Below are 14115 nucleotides of genomic sequence, written 5' to 3'. Positions count from 1 at the left end.
AGGTGGCATACACCACACTGATGCGAGTGCTCGGGGTCCTGTCCGGAACGTCGATGGACGGCGTCGACGTCGCCGCCTGCGAGCTGGCGCTCTCCGGCGACACCGCCGAGCTCCGCCCGCTCGGCCACACCGCCTCCGGCTACCCGCCCGAGCTCCGCGAGCGGCTCCTGGCGGCGCTGCCGCCCGCCGCGACCACCGCCGCCGAGCTCTGCGAGCTCGACACCGAGGTCGGCCGGTGCTTCGCCGAGGTGGCCGCGGACGCGCTGCGCCGCTTCGGCCCCGCCGACCTGGTCTCCTCGCTTGGGCAGACGATCTACCACTGGGTCGAGGACGGCCGCGCCCGCGGCACGCTCCAGCTCGGCCAGCCCGCCTGGATCGCCGAGCGGACCGGGCTGCCGGTGGTCGCCGACCTGCGCGCCCGCGACGTCGCCGCGGGCGGCCACGGCGCACCGCTGGTCGGGGTTCTCGACTCGCTGTGGCTGGGCGGCGAACCCGGCGTGAGCATCGCCCTCAACATCGGCGGCATCGCCAACATCTCCGTCGTCGGCGGTGCACATCCGCTCGCCTACGACACCGGACCCGGCAACGCGCTCATCGACGCCGCCGCCCGGATGGTCACCGGTGGCGAGCTGGCGCACGACGTCGACGGCGCGATCGCCGCGACCGGTTCGGTGCGCGCCGACCTGCTGAAGGTCCTGCTCGACGATCCGTACTACGCGCTGGAGCCGCCGAAGTCGACCGGCAAGGAGCACTTCAACCGCGCGTACCTCGCGCGCGTGCTCGACGGGTGCGGCCGGGTCGACGACGGCGACCTGCTCGCGACGCTGACCGAGCTCACCGCCGCCACGATCGCCGACGCCTGCCGCGGCGCGGACCGGGTCGTGGCGTCGGGCGGCGGAACCGCGAATCCCGTTCTCCTCGCCGCGCTGCGCAACCGGCTCGCCGATCACGGCGTCCCACTGGGAACCAGTGATCAGTTCGGACTGCCCGCGGACGGCAAGGAGGCGTACTTGACCGCACTGCTCGGCTTCCTCACCGCGCACGGCCTGCCCGGCAACGTGCCCGGCACCACCGGCGCGCGCGGCCCCCGGCTGCTCGGCGCCATCACCCCCGGCCGGGCCCCGCTCGCGCTGCCCGAACCTGCCGCGGAGACCCCGCGGCGCCTGCGAATCCTTCGCCCGGAACCAGAGTGGAGGCCCCGTGCATCCCGTTGACGTCACCATCATCGTCGGGTACCTGATCCTCGTCCCGATCCTCGGCGTGCTGCTCGGGGGCCGTCAGCGCTCGGCCAAGGACTTCATGGTCAGCGACCGCAACATGCCGTCGTGGGCGGTGTGCTTCGCGATCGTGGCGACCGAGACCTCCACGCTGACCGTGATCAGCACCCCGACGGTGGCCTACCTCGGCTCGTTCACCTTCCTCCAGCTGGCCCTCGGCTACCTGGTCGGCCGGATCGTGGTCGCGTTCGTGCTGCTGCCCCGCTACTACCAGGGCGAGCTGGTCACCGCCTACGCCTACCTGGGCGAGCGGTTCGGGTCCGGGCTGCAGGGCACCGCGTCGGCGACGTTCCTGGTGACCCGGCTGCTGGCCGACGGCGTGCGGTTGTTCGCCACCGCGATCCCGGTGAAGGTGATGCTCGCGGCGGCCGGGTTCGAGGTGTCGTTCTGGCAGATCATCCTGGTGATCACGATCGTCACGGTGCTTTACACCTACCTCGGCGGAACCCGCGCGGTGGTGTGGGTGGACGCGTTGCAGATGGTGCTCTACGTCGTCGGCGGGCTGATCGCGGTGGCGCTGCTTGCGGGCAGGCTGCCCTCGGACTGGTTCGGCGCCGCGCTGGCGGAGGGCAAGTTCCAGCTGTTCGACTTCTCGTCGTCGGTGCTGACCGAGCCGTACTCGTTCGTCACCGCGGTCGTCGGCGGCGCGATGCTGTCGATGGCCTCGCACGGCGCCGACCAGCTGATCGTGCAGCGGCTGCTGGCGACCCGGACGCTGCGGGCCAGCCGCACCGCGCTGATCGGCAGCGGCGTGCTGGTGTTCTTCCAGTTCGGGCTGTTCCTGCTGATCGGAACCATGCTGTGGTCGTTCTACCGGGGCGTGGCGCCCAAGGAGATGGGCATGGCCACCAACGACGACCTGTTCCCGACGTTCATCATCACCGAGATGCCGCCGGGGATCGCCGGGCTGCTCATCGCGGGCATCCTCGCCGCGGCGATGAGCTCGTCGCTGAACTCGCTGGCCACCTCGACGGTCACCGACATCTACCAGCGGATGACCACGAAGCAGCTCGACGACGCCGCGGTGCTGCGGCAGGCCAAGATCTGGGTGCTGGTCTGGGGCGTGGTGCTGTTCGGGTTCGCGTCGATGTTCACCGACACCGACAACCCCGTGATCGAGCTGGGGCTGAGCATCACCGGCTACACCTACGGCGCGCTGCTGGGCGCGTTCTTCCTGGGACTGCTGGTGAAGCGGGCCAGCCAGACCGACGCGGTGGTCGCGTTCGCGGTCACCGTGGCGGTGGTGGCGTTCGTGATCCTGGTCCCGACCTTCCCGGACGGCGAGGGCGGCCGGAGCGCGCTGGCGTTCCCCTGGTACACGCCGATCGGCGTGCTGGTCACGCTGCTGGTCGGCGGGTTGCTGTCGCTGCGGCACCCGCCGACCGTCACACCGGAGGAACCGGTCCTGGAGGAGACGACCCCCTGAGCGGGCTCACATCGTCAGCAGCGGCAGGAGCCCGAGCAGGAAGATCAGCACCGGGACGCCGATCGAGAGCACCAGCGCGAGCGCCAGGTTCGGCACTTCCTGCGGGACCGGGCCGATGGCGCCCTCGCCGAAGGCGACCGCGGGGGCCTTGTAGTAGACGTCGACCTGCTGGCCCGCCGTGACCGGCACGACGGCCACCGCGTGGCCGAACTTCCAGAGGTAGTTGGTGTGCACCTGGATCTGGTACTGGCCGGGCGGCAGGTCGATGACGGTCTTGCCCCAGGTCGCGACCGGACCGGGTTGCCCGTTGATGGTGATCCCCGGCTTGAACAGGGCCAGGATGAACGCCAGCCAGAAGTACGAGGAGTCGATCACGACCCGGCCCATCCCGGGCGGCGGCGGAGCCATCGGCGGCGCCATCGGAGCGCCGGGCATGCCCGGCTGGGGCTGGGGGTAGCCGCCCGGCTGCTGCGGGTAGCCCGCCTGCGGTTGCGGCTGCGGCGGCATGGCCGGGGGCATCGGCTGCGGCCCGGACGGCGGGGCGTACCCACCGGGCGGCGGGAACTGCTGCCCCTGCTGCGGATACGGCTGGTGACCCGGCGGCTGCCCGTACGGGTTGGTCATGGTGGCCCTCCTGGCGTGAACACGGCGCGGCGCACACACTAATGCCTCCGCGGGAGGTACTTCCGACGGGAGCTGGGTGCACCGTTCAGGCCACTCTCGCAGGAGATCAACACTTCAGCGCAGCCGGTCCCGCGTCGATGGACAAGCAATCGGCAACGCGCGCTGGACGGGGGTCCGCAGTGGACGACCGGGAACACGAGGAGCTGCGGGAACGGCTCCGGCCCTACGCCGACGGGCTGCTGGAGGGCGTCGAATGGCTGGCGCTGCGCACCCACGTCGCCGAGTGCGAGCGGTGCCGCACCGACCTGATCCGCCCGCGACCGTCGAACCGCGCCCTGCCGCAGCGGATTCCGCCCGCCACCGAGGCGCACCGGGCCCGGCTGCCGTTCGCCTGGCGGCTGCTGCTGGTGACCACGCTGGTCGTCGGGGCGCTCGTCCTCGGCGGCGGGCAGACGCCCTGACCGGCCGGTCCCGGGCTCAGCCGGCGGCGGGGTCGTCGGCGGCGGGGCGCTCGTCCTCGGCTTCGGGGGTGGGTTCGGGCTCGCTCTGGAGAGCGGGCTCCGGTTCGACCTGGCCAACGGGTTCCGGCCCGACCTCAGACGCGCCCCCGGCCTCCGAGTCGCTCCCGGCCTCCGGCGCGCCTCCGGACGCGGGTTCCTTCTTCCCCCGCAGCCGCTGCGAGATCACCGTCGTGATGCCGTCGCCGCGCATGGTCACGCCGTAGAGCGCGTCGGCGATCTCCATCGTCGGCTTCTGGTGGGTGATGATGATCAGCTGCGAGGTCTCGCGGATCTGGTCCAGCAGCGTGATCAGGCGGCGCAGGTTGGTGTCGTCGAGCGCGGCCTCCACCTCGTCGAGGACGTAGAACGGGGACGGCCGGGCGCGGAAGATCGCGACCAGCATCGCCACCGCGGTCAGCGACTTCTCCCCGCCGGACAGCAGCGACAGCCGCTTGACCTTCTTGCCCGGCGGGCGCGCCTCCACCTCGACGCCGGTGGTGAGCAGGTCGTCCGGCTCGGTGAGCACCAGCTTCCCGGCGCCGCCGGGGAACAGCACGGTGAAGACCTTCTCGAACTCCGCGGCCACGTCGTGGAACGCCGAGCTGAAGACCTCCAGGATCTTCTCGTCGACCTCCTTGACCACGTCGAGCAGGTCGCGGCGGGTGGCCTTGAGGTCCTCCAGCTGCGTCGACAGGAACTTGTAGCGCTCCTCCAGCGCCGCGAACTCCTCCAGCGCGAGCGGGTTCACCTTGCCCAGCAGCGAGAGGTCCTTCTCCGCCCGCTTGGCGCGCCGCTCCTGGGTGCCGCGGTCGAAGGGCACCGGCGGCGGTTCGCTGACCTGCTCGCCGCGCTCCTTGGCCGCCTCGTACTCGGCGATCTCGGCCGGGCTGGGCGGAACCGGGACCGTCGGGCCGTACTCGTCGACCAGGTCGTCCAGTCCGATCCCGAAGTCCTCGATGATCTTCGATTCGAGCTGCTCGATCCGCAGCCGCTGCTCCGCCCGCACGACTTCGTCGCGGTGCACCGCGTCGGTGAGCTTCTCCAGCTCCCCCGCGAGCTCGCGCACCCGCGCTCGCACGGCGCCGAGCGCCTGCTCGTGCTCGCTCTGCTGCGCCTGCGCCACGTCCCGCTCCTCCGTCGCGGTCCGCAGCGAGACGGCGATGCGCTCCAACGCCGTCTCGGCTCCGTCGACGACGGCCTTCGCGACCCGCGCTCCGCGCTCCCGCGCGCGGCGCGCTGCTTCGGCACGGGCGCGCGCTTCGCGCTCGTGCCGGGCGGCTCGGCGCAGCTGGTCCGCCCGGCCCTGGACCGCGCGGGCGCGCTCCTCGGCCGTGCGCTGGCCGAGCCGGGCGTCCATCTCCTCCTGCCGCACGGCGTTGAGCTCGCCGTTGAGCCGGTCGCGCTCGGCCGTGTCCGGCTCGGGCTGCTCGTCCTGCTCGAACTTGACGGTCGCGAGCCGTTCTTCGAGGTCGGCGAGCTTGGCCAGGGCGTCTTCGCGGGAGCGCTCGACGTTGGTGCGCTGCACCTGCAACCGGTCGACCTCGGCGGTGGCCGAGCGGGCCGCCTTCTGCAGGCTGGAAAGCCGTTCGGTGCTGCGGGCGCGGCGCACCTTGGCGTCGTTGATCTGCTCCTTGATCGCGCGGACCTCGTCGCGGCGCGCCTCCTCCTCGGCGCGGGCGCCTTCGAGGGCGGCGGAGTGCTGTTCGAGGCGGCGTTCGGCGGCGGCGAGTTCCCGTTCGGCCTCGTCGACGGCGGCCTGCACCTCGATGACGCTCTGCTTGTCGTCGGAGCCGCCGATCGCCCAGTGGCAGCCGATGACGTCGCCGGACGCGGTGACCGCGCGGACTCCGGGGTGCGCCTCGACCAGCGCCCGCGCGGCGGCGAGGTCGTCGACGACCGCCATCCGGTCCAGCGCCCTGGTCACCGCCGGGCGCAGGCCGTCCGGAGCCTGCACCAGGTCTACGGCCCAGCGCGCGGATCCGGGCAGTTCCGGCCACGCCGACCGGTCGTCCACTTCGGACCCGCCGACGAGGATGCCGGACCGGCCGGCCTCGTCGGAGTGCAGCAGCTCCAGCGCCGCCACGGCGTCGCCGACGCCGCTGACCGCGACCGCGTCGGCCACCGCGCCCAGCACCGCCGCCAGCGCGACCTCCGCGCCCGGCTCGACGGTCAGCAGCTTCGCGACCGACCCGAGCAGGCCCGGCACCCGGTCGCCGGCGGCCAGCAGCGCGCCCGCGCCGTCCTTGCGGCGCAAGCCCATCGACAGCGCTTCGACCCGCGCCTTCCAGGACGCGATCTCGCGCTCGGTCGCGCGCTCGTCGCGCACCAGCTCCTCAACCCGCGCCCGCGCGGCGTCGCGCGCCTCCGCCGCGGTCGCGCGGCGGTCGTCGAGCCCGGCGTCGTCGGAGTCGAACCCGTCGCTTTCCGCCTCCGCGTCGGCGACCGCCTGCTCGGCGACCTCGGCGCGTTCCCGCGCCTCGGCCAGCGCGGCCGACAGCCGCTCGATCTCGTCGGCGGTGGCGCTCGCCTTGCTGCGCATCGACTCGACCTGACCGGACAGCCGCGCCGCGCCCTCGCGGCGGTCGGCGATGGCCCGGACCGCGGCCATGTGCGCCTGCTCGGCGGCCTGCAACGAGGACTCCAGCTCGGAGCGCCGCCGCACGACCTCGGACAGCACCTCGCGCGCCTGCTCCATCTCCTCGCGGAGCTCGATCTCGCGCTCGGCGGCCTCCTCGGCCTCGGCCTCCAGCTGGTCGGGGTCGCGCCCGCTGCGCTGCTCCTCGGTCTGCGCGGTCAGGTGGCGGTGCCGCTCGGCGGCGAGCCGCAGCGTGCCGTGCAGGCGTTCTTCCAGCGCGGACAGCCGGTACCAGGTCTCCTGCGCGCGGTTGAGCCGCGGCGCGTCGGCGGCGACGGCCTCTTCGAGGGTTTTCTCCTCGGACTGCGCGAACTGCAGCGCGCGCTCGACCTCGGCGCGCTTGGCCTTCGCGGTCTCCTGGTCGGCCTCGTCGCGGGCGAGCTCGGCGCGGGCGGTGACCAGGTCGTCGGCGATCAGCCGCAGCCGCGCGTCGCGCAGGTCGGCCTGCACGGTCTGGGCCTTGCGGGCGATCTCGGCCTGCTTGCCCAGCGGTTTGAGCTGGCGGCGCAGTTCGCTGGTGAGGTCGGTCAGGCGGGTCAGGTTCGCCTGCATCGCGTCCAGCTTGCGCAGCGCCTTCTCCTTGCGCTTGCGGTGCTTGAGCACTCCCGCGGCTTCCTCGATGAGCCTGCGGTGCTCGTCGGGTTTGGCCTGCAGGATCGACGCGAGCTGGCCCTGGCCGACGATGACGTGCATCTCGCGGCCGATGCCGGAGTCCGACAGCAGTTCCTGGACGTCCATCAGCCGGCAGGAGTTGCCGTTGATCTCGTACTCGCTGGCGCCGTCGCGGAACATCCGGCGGGTGATCGAGACCTCGGTGTAGTCGATGGACAGCGCGCCGTCGCTGTTGTCGATGGTCAGCGTCACCTCGGCGCGCCCGAGCGGGGCGCGCCCGGCGGTGCCGGCGAAGATGACGTCCTCCATCTTGCCGCCGCGCAGCGCCTTCGCGCCCTGCTCGCCCATCACCCAGGTCAGGGCGTCGAGGACGTTGGACTTGCCGGAGCCGTTGGGGCCGACGACGCAGGTGATGCCGGGTTCGAAGCGCAGCGTGGTGGCCGAGGCGAAGGACTTGAATCCCTTGAGCGTCAGGCTCTTCAGGTGCACGGCTTCGATCGACCTTTCCCGGTTCGCACTGCTACGTCCGGCAGAGACTACCCGCGTCCCCGCCGCCGACCGCGCAGAACCGCTGGTAGCGCGGGCTCAGCGCTCGACGAACCCGGTCAGACCGCCCTTCGGTTCCGACCACTGCTCGGCCACGTGCTCGACGTGCCCCGGCGTCTCGCCCGAGCGCAGCGCGGTCAGCAGCCGCTCGCACGCGTCGCGCGGTCCTTCCGCGACGACCTCGACGCGGCTCGCAGGCAGGTTGGTGGCGCTGCCGACCAGCCCGAGCTCCAGCGCCCGGGACCGCGTCCACCACCGGAATCCCACGCCCTGCACGCGACCGTGCACCCATGCCGTCAGTCGGGTCCGCTCCGCATCCGTCACGGCCGACCATGATGCCGCACCGCGTCGCGATCTGCGAAAACGGTTCGCCCCACCGGTCCGCGCGGGAGCGGCTCGCGACGATCAGTACCGTGTCGGTGCTGACCAGGGTCACCCGAACCGCAAGAGGTGGGACACCGATGGAGCCGTACGCGTTGGAGGATCCGGACGCCCGGCCGAAGCGCCTGGTGATGTTGGCGGCTTCCGGGATGGTGATCGCCACCGCGTTCGCCACCGCCGCCGCGATGGCCTACGGCAGCCAGGAGAACCTCGACGCCACGCCGGACTCCAACCTGACCCCGACCTCGCGGGTGCCGACGCCGACGTGGACGACACCGCCGCCGATGCTGCCGCCGCCTCCGCCGTCCACCAGCTCCACGACGTCGAAGACCTCGACCAGCAGCAGCGAGGAAACGACTTCTTCCGAGACCGGAACGCCGACGCGGACCCCGGAGCCGACGCCGACGGTCCCGTCGCCCACCGACGTCCCGACCCAGACACCGACGACGACGGAAGAACCGCCGACTTCGACCACGAAGCCGCCGACGACCAGCAGGCCGACGCCCACCACGACGTCGACCTTCAGCACCTACAGCCGCGAGAGCTCCTGATGCCGCTGGCGATCCGCGCGTGCCGGTCGCTGTGCTCCTGGCACCGCACCAGGACGGAGCTCGACGGGCTGCCGGTCCTGGCGTGCCGGGGCTGCGGATCGCAGTGGATCCGCAGCGAGCCGTGGACCCCGATCGACCACACCGGGCGCATCCCGGATGACGTCCGCGCCGAGCTGCGCGCCCGGGATGAGGGCGCGCGGGGCTGAGCGGGGTCCTCGGAGCTGGAGGCGCCTCCGGCCGAGCTGCGCACCCGGAATTGAGGGCGCGGGATTGAGCAGGGTCCTTGGCCGAGCGCCGCCGCGCGATCAGCTCGCCGCCGCGCGATCAGCTCGGCGCCGCGCGATCAGGTCAGGTCGGCGCGGTGGTCGCGGGCCCATTCGGCGAGGGTGCGGCCGGGCCTGCCGGTGACCCGCTCGAAGTCGGGCGAGACCCGCGGCGGTTCCTCGGCGTATTCGGCCTGGTATCCCAGGATGTACTCGGCGATCTCGGCGGGCATCCCGGCCTCGATCCAGGCGCGGCGGGCCTGGCCGTAGGTCTGGGCCTCGAACCGCAGCTCCCGCCCGAGACCGGCGGCGACCGCCGCCGCCTGCTCCCGGTGGGTCAGCAGCTGCGGTCCGGTCAGGGTGTAGGCCCGGCCGTGGTGGCCGTCTTCGAGGAGCGCGATGGCCGCTGTCTCGGCGATGTCGGCCTCGTGCACGGGAACGCCGGTCCCGTCCGGGAAGGGGTTGCGGACGACGCCCTCGGTGCGGATGGAATGCCCCCACACGTCCAGCTTGTTGGTCGCGAACTCACCCGGCCGCACGTGCGTCCACTCCGGACTGGAAGCTTCGACCACCGCCTCGATCTCCGCGAGCAGTTCGAAGCTGCCCGCACGGCGGTAGGTGACGGCGCTTCCGGACAGGTGCACCACCCGCCGCACCCCGGCTTCCGCCGCCAGGGCCAGGAAAGCCGACGCGTCGTCCACCGCGTGGGCCGGATCGATGATCGCGCCCAGGTAGTACATCCGGTCGACGCCGTCGAACGCGGCGGTGAGCTCGTGCGGCCGGGTGAGGTCCCCGGCGACGACCTCCACCTCGGCGGGCAGTCCCGCCGAGGCCGGATCGCGGGTCAGCGCCCGGACTTCCCGGCCCTCGGCGAGCAGCCGGTCGACCACGCCGCGCCCCACGGTTCCGGTCGCTGCGGTCACGAGAACGGTCATGCGAGTGTCCTTTCAGGACAGTGGAAGGGGAACGACTCCGAACCTAGCCACCGGCCGGACTTACATGCACATAACCGTTTTTCCCAGTGTTGCCGGCCCCCCAGTACCGCTAGATCTCCAGCACGCCGCCCTCGGCCGCGTCCACCGGCGGGAGGTGGTGGGTGTCCAGGTCCTCCATGAGATGCACGCTCGCGTACTCGTGCGAGACCGGCCGCCCGATCTCGTCGAACACCCGCCAGCGGCGGCTCAGCCACCCGCCGGGGAAGTACGGGTGGCGGAAGGTCAGCCGGACCCCGAGATCGGGCCAGCGGCCGTCGATTTCGCTGCGCGCGTCAGCGACGCCTCGCAAGTACCGCTCCACATCGTCGAAAACCGCCCGTTCGCGGTTGGCGTGCGCTTCGATCTCGTCCTCGGGCAAGGACACCGGCGACCAGCAGCGGTCCGTGATGTCGACCGGGGCCACCTGGTCGACCTGGCCGCTGCCCGGGTCGATGCGCAGCAGGCGCAGCGGCGGCCGGTCGCGCGGGCGCGGGGCCGGGCACAGCACCGCCCAGAGGTAGCCGCCGCATTCGACGGCCGCGTGCAGCCGACCGGTCCCCAGTTCGAAGCGGACGCGTTCGGCTCCGGTGTCCGGGTCGTGCCCGGTGGCGACGACCGGATGCCGGTCCCCGTGGGCGAATTCCGGAAGCGGCCCCAGCGCCCAGCGCAGCCCCGACGCGAGCAGTCCGTCCGTCGTCACCTCGTCCGCGCTGTGCCAGGCCAGCCACGAACCCGCGCCGCCGCGGCCCGACCAGCCCAGCCCGCCGGGGCCGGGGTCGCGCTTGGCGTGGTCGGCGAACTCGATGCGGTCCGGTACTTCCGCCGGGAACCAGAGGTGGTCGTGGTGGTAGGTGAACGTCCAACCGCTGGAGCTGACTGGTGTTGCCGTGGGCGGTTCGCTGTGCACCTCCAGATAGGCGCCGTCGGCGCGGATTTCCACGTGCTGGGCCGGGCGGTCGACCGGGATCACGCGCGTCGGCCCGTCCTCGGCCACGATGACGAGCCGCCCTTCGGGCATCGGCGGAGGCACGGGTGCGATTCCCGGCCCCGGCGAGCGGCCAGGATCCGGGGAGTGCCAGTCGACGCACCACGCCGCCCCGCGCCCGACCGCGCAGAGGTGGGTGCCGCCGACCTCGGCCGCCTGCCGCAACCCGGTCTCGTCGACCCAGCCGACGGAACTGCCTTGCTGCACCCAGATCCGGCTGCCATCGGTGACGATCTCGGCGCTGTGGCCGGGTTCCGGCGGGGCCAGCGACCGCCAGTCGACGACTTCGCGGACCGTCCCGGTGCCGGGTTCGACCAGCGCGGCCACCGGCTGGAACTCGTCGACCACCCACAGCGCGCCGTCGACCGCGGCCAGCAGTCGGGGACGGAGAAAACGCCGCTCCGGCAAGGAAGAACCACCTCTCAAACAGGGTCACCATCGATCACGAGATCAGCGCGCTCGCGGGTCGCGCGCACCACCTCGGCGTTGCGCTCGTCGCTGCGCAACACCCATTCCCTTGCTTCGTCGGGGGATTTGCCGTAGCGCACGTGCCGGGCGATCAGCCGCTCCAGCCGCGCGTCCTCGTCGGGCGCCAGGAACCACGACTCGTCCAGCAGTTCCCGGACCCCCGCCCACGGGCCGTCGAGCAGCAGGTAGTTGCCCTCGGTGATCACCAGCGGGACCTCGCGCCCGATCGGGATCGCCCCCGCGTAGGACTCCTCGACCTCGCGGTGGAACCGCGGCGCGTACACCACGTCCTCGCCCGGATCGCGCAGCCGCCGCAGCAGGGCGACGTACCCGGCGGCGTCGAACGTGTCCGGCGCGCCCTTGCGGTCCCGCCGCCCCAGTCGGTGCAGCTCGGCCTCGGCGAGGTGGAAGCCGTCCATCGGCACCGCCACCGCGGCCGGGCCCAGCTCGGCGAGCAGGGCGTCGGTCACGGTGCCCTTGCCCGCACCGGGCGCGCCGGTGATGCCGAGGATGCGCCGCTGCCCCGGCTCGGCCAGGGCACGCGCCCGCTTGACCAGCTCGTCGAACCGCACCATGGGACCTCTTCTCAGAAGAACTCGTCCAGCAGCCGGTACCAGTACAGACGATCCGGATCCGGGTCGAACCCGCTGGCCGCGGTGAACGCGTCGACCGCCTCGGTTCCGAAGTCGTCGGCCAGGTTCCGCCGGGCCAGCGCGATGTCCCGGTGGCGGTCGGCGACGCCCAGCCGGGAGACGTCGATCAGGACTGCCGACCCGTCCGGCCGGAGCAGGACGTTGTCCGGGCAGAAGTCGCCGTGGGTGACGGCGAGGTCCGCGTCCGGTGGCCGGAGCTCGACCAGCCGCTCCAGCAGTGCGCCGGGAGTCGCACCGCGGTGGTCGTCGTCGAAGTCGTCGTGGTCCACCAGGTTCTCGGCCACCCGCCGCCGGGCCTGGTCGACGAGGGTCGCGACCGGCGAGCGGAACGGGCAGTCCCGCACCGGGAGCGAGTGCAGGCGGCGCAGGAGCCGGCCCATGATCGTTCCGGCCTCCGCCGGGTCGCTCAACCGCGCGGCGGGCAGCGACGGCGCCCGCACGTCCGCCAGCACGAGCCACGGCTGCTCGCCGTCCGCGAAGGCGGCGACGGCGGGGACTTCGATCCGACCGGCCAGCCAGCGCAACCGCTGGTGTTCGAGCGCGGCGGTCTGCCCGCACCGGGCGAAGAACGTCCCCGCGGCCCCGCTCACCTTCCAGACGCCGCCGCTGTTCCCCTCGTGATCGCGGGACCAGACCGCGTCCGCACCGACAGCGGTCAGCACTGCTCCCGGGATTTCCACGGGTCAAGGTTGCCACGTGCGCGCAACAGGTTTGCCGTCAGCGCGGCGGTGACCAGAAGCATGACAGCGGCTGCGACCGAAGCGATCCGGATGCCGCCGTCGAAGGCGCCGGCGGTCAGCTCGTGCAGGGCGGCGGCATCCTCCGGACCGAGGTGGTGCCGCACGTCGGGAACCGAGCTGATGGACTCCCGCACCGCAGCCGCGTCCTCCGGCGCGAGCGCGGGCAGCGCCGGGATCGCCAGCCGGTAGGACACCGCCAGCACGGACCCGAACACCGCCACCCCGACCCCGGCGGAGAGCTCGAAGGACGTCTCCTGGATGGCCGCCGCCTCTCCGGCCCGGTGCGGGCTGACCGCGGCGGTGATCGAGTCCGCGCCCGCGGTCATGACGATCCCCGCGCCGAATCCCGCGACCGCCAGCAACACCGCGACGAGCGGGTACCCGGAGGTCTGCCCGGCGGCGGCGAACGCGGTCAACGCCACCGCGAACGACACCAGCGCGACCGCCATCGCCGCCCGGTTGCCCAGGCGGGCGGACACCCAGGGCGCGAGCGTCGCACCGAGCGCGTTCGCCACGGCCAGCGGGACCAGCGCCGCCCCGGCCTGCAACGGCGAGTAGCCGCCGGTCTGCTGGAACCACTGCATCAGCAGGAACAGCATCGCGACGTAGGAACCGAAGCACCCGAACACCGCCAGCACCGCCGCGGTGAACCGCCGGTTCCGGAACAGGCCGAGGTCGAGCAGCGGATGCCCGATGCTCCGCTGCCGCAACACGAACCAGACCAGCAGCGCGGCACCGACGCCGATCGCCGGAGCGGTGGCGGGCGCGGGATCGGTGAGCTGCTTGAGCCCGAAGACCAGGACGCCGAGGCCGAGCACCGAGAGCACCACGCTGAGCACGTCCCAGCGGCGCGGCGCCGGGTTGTGCGACTCGGGGATGTGCCGCGCGCCCGCGACCAGCACGACGACCACGATCGGAACGTTGATCAGGAACACCGCGCCCCACCGGAAGTGCTCGACGACGAGCCCACCTGCCAGCGGGCCGAGGGTGGTGCCGAGGCTGTGCGTGGCGGTCCACAGCCCGATCGCCAGCGCCCGCTCCCGGTCGTCCGGGAACACGTTGCGGATGATCCCCACGGTCGCCGCCATGATCAGCGCGGTGCCCAGCCCCAGCGCCGCTCGGGCGGCGATCAGCTGCGCGGTGCTCGCCGCGAACGCCGCCGCCAGCGAGGCCAGGCCGAACAGCGCGAACCCGGCGAGGACCACCCGCCTGCGGCCGACCCGGTCGGCCAGCGAACCGCAGGTGACCAGGAAGGCGGCGACTGTCAGCGAGTAGACGTCGACGATCCACAGCAGCTCGGCCCCGCTTGGCCGCAGGTCCCGCGCCAGGCTGGGCACCGCGACGTGCAGCACCGTCAGGTCGAGCCCGGTCAGCAGCAGGCTCGCGCACAGGATCGCCAGCACGAGCCACCGGCGGACGGTCGTTTCCCCGGTGCCGTCGGAAGTTTCGGTGTTCACCCGCCCACTGCAACCCGCGCCGG

At 72.8% G+C, this 14115-nt stretch carries 13 protein-coding genes; 4 read left to right on the top strand and 9 right to left on the bottom strand.

Translation table 11 applies throughout. From position 1 onward, the window contains the following. Positions 1-20: 20 nt before the first annotated feature. Entirely contained in the window at positions 21-1214 is a 1194-nt protein-coding gene (locus ABD691_RS05855; RefSeq protein ID WP_344678372.1) for an anhydro-N-acetylmuramic acid kinase, read from the top strand. Then, positions 1201-2703: a sodium:solute symporter gene (locus ABD691_RS05850; protein WP_344678371.1), complete on the top strand. Its 1503-nt coding sequence runs from the start codon at positions 1201-1203 to the stop codon at positions 2701-2703. The genes ABD691_RS05855 and ABD691_RS05850 overlap by 14 nt, the downstream gene beginning before the upstream one ends. Positions 2704-2709: 6 nt before the next feature. Here ABD691_RS05850 and ABD691_RS05845 read toward each other — a convergent pair whose 3' ends face one another. After that, positions 2710-3327: a hypothetical protein gene (locus ABD691_RS05845; RefSeq protein WP_344678370.1), complete on the bottom strand. Its 618-nt coding sequence runs from the start codon at positions 3325-3327 to the stop codon at positions 2710-2712. Between the two features lie 179 nt (positions 3328-3506). On the opposite strand from ABD691_RS05845, the gene ABD691_RS05840 reads away from it, so the two are divergent. Beyond that, a complete protein-coding gene (locus ABD691_RS05840; RefSeq protein ID WP_344678369.1) occupies positions 3507-3788 on the top strand; it encodes a zf-HC2 domain-containing protein in 282 nt (93 codons plus the stop codon). A 16-nt stretch (positions 3789-3804) separates the two neighbouring features. Here the strand turns inward: ABD691_RS05840 and smc are convergent, their stop codons facing one another. From smc to ABD691_RS05825, 3 genes are all read right to left on the bottom strand, one after another. Then, positions 3805-7563, bottom strand: a complete 3759-nt coding sequence (gene smc / locus ABD691_RS05835) for a chromosome segregation protein SMC (protein WP_344678368.1) — start codon at positions 7561-7563, stop codon at positions 3805-3807. Positions 7564-7659: 96 nt separating this feature from the next. Further along, complete coding sequence (locus ABD691_RS05830) at positions 7660-7944, bottom strand: acylphosphatase (protein ID WP_344678367.1); 285 nt, start codon at positions 7942-7944, stop codon at positions 7660-7662. Positions 7945-8191: 247 nt separating this feature from the next. Beyond that, positions 8192-8530 carry a hypothetical protein gene (locus ABD691_RS05825; protein WP_344678366.1) on the bottom strand — a complete coding sequence of 113 codons (339 nt, stop codon included), beginning with the start codon at positions 8528-8530 and terminating at the stop codon, positions 8192-8194. Positions 8531-8551: 21 nt separating this feature from the next. On the opposite strand from ABD691_RS05825, the gene ABD691_RS05820 reads away from it, so the two are divergent. After that, positions 8552-8758, top strand: a complete 207-nt coding sequence (locus ABD691_RS05820; protein WP_344678365.1) for a hypothetical protein — start codon at positions 8552-8554, stop codon at positions 8756-8758. A gap of 137 nt (positions 8759-8895) precedes the next feature. Here the strand turns inward: ABD691_RS05820 and ABD691_RS05815 are convergent, their stop codons facing one another. From ABD691_RS05815 to ABD691_RS05795, 5 genes are all read right to left on the bottom strand, one after another. After that, positions 8896-9750 carry an NAD(P)H-binding protein gene (locus ABD691_RS05815; protein ID WP_344678364.1) on the bottom strand — a complete coding sequence of 285 codons (855 nt, stop codon included), beginning with the start codon at positions 9748-9750 and terminating at the stop codon, positions 8896-8898. Positions 9751-9859: 109 nt separating this feature from the next. Beyond that, a complete protein-coding gene (locus ABD691_RS05810; RefSeq protein WP_344678363.1) occupies positions 9860-11182 on the bottom strand; it encodes a hypothetical protein in 1323 nt (440 codons plus the stop codon). A 14-nt stretch (positions 11183-11196) separates the two neighbouring features. Next, positions 11197-11817 carry a nucleoside/nucleotide kinase family protein gene (locus tag ABD691_RS05805; protein ID WP_344678362.1) on the bottom strand — a complete coding sequence of 207 codons (621 nt, stop codon included), beginning with the start codon at positions 11815-11817 and terminating at the stop codon, positions 11197-11199. An 11-nt stretch (positions 11818-11828) separates the two neighbouring features. Then, positions 11829-12575: an APH(3') family aminoglycoside O-phosphotransferase gene (locus tag ABD691_RS05800; RefSeq protein ID WP_344678361.1), complete on the bottom strand. Its 747-nt coding sequence runs from the start codon at positions 12573-12575 to the stop codon at positions 11829-11831. Beyond that, a complete protein-coding gene (locus tag ABD691_RS05795; RefSeq protein WP_344678360.1) occupies positions 12551-14092 on the bottom strand; it encodes an MFS transporter in 1542 nt (513 codons plus the stop codon). The genes ABD691_RS05800 and ABD691_RS05795 overlap by 25 nt, the downstream gene beginning before the upstream one ends. Positions 14093-14115: the final 23 nt, after the last annotated feature.

The organism is Saccharopolyspora taberi, from assembly GCF_039534165.1.
Classification (GTDB): domain Bacteria; phylum Actinomycetota; class Actinomycetes; order Mycobacteriales; family Pseudonocardiaceae; genus Saccharopolyspora_D; species Saccharopolyspora_D taberi.
Note: the sequence above shows the minus strand (reverse complement) of the source record. Positions and strands in the feature narration are given on the sequence as shown.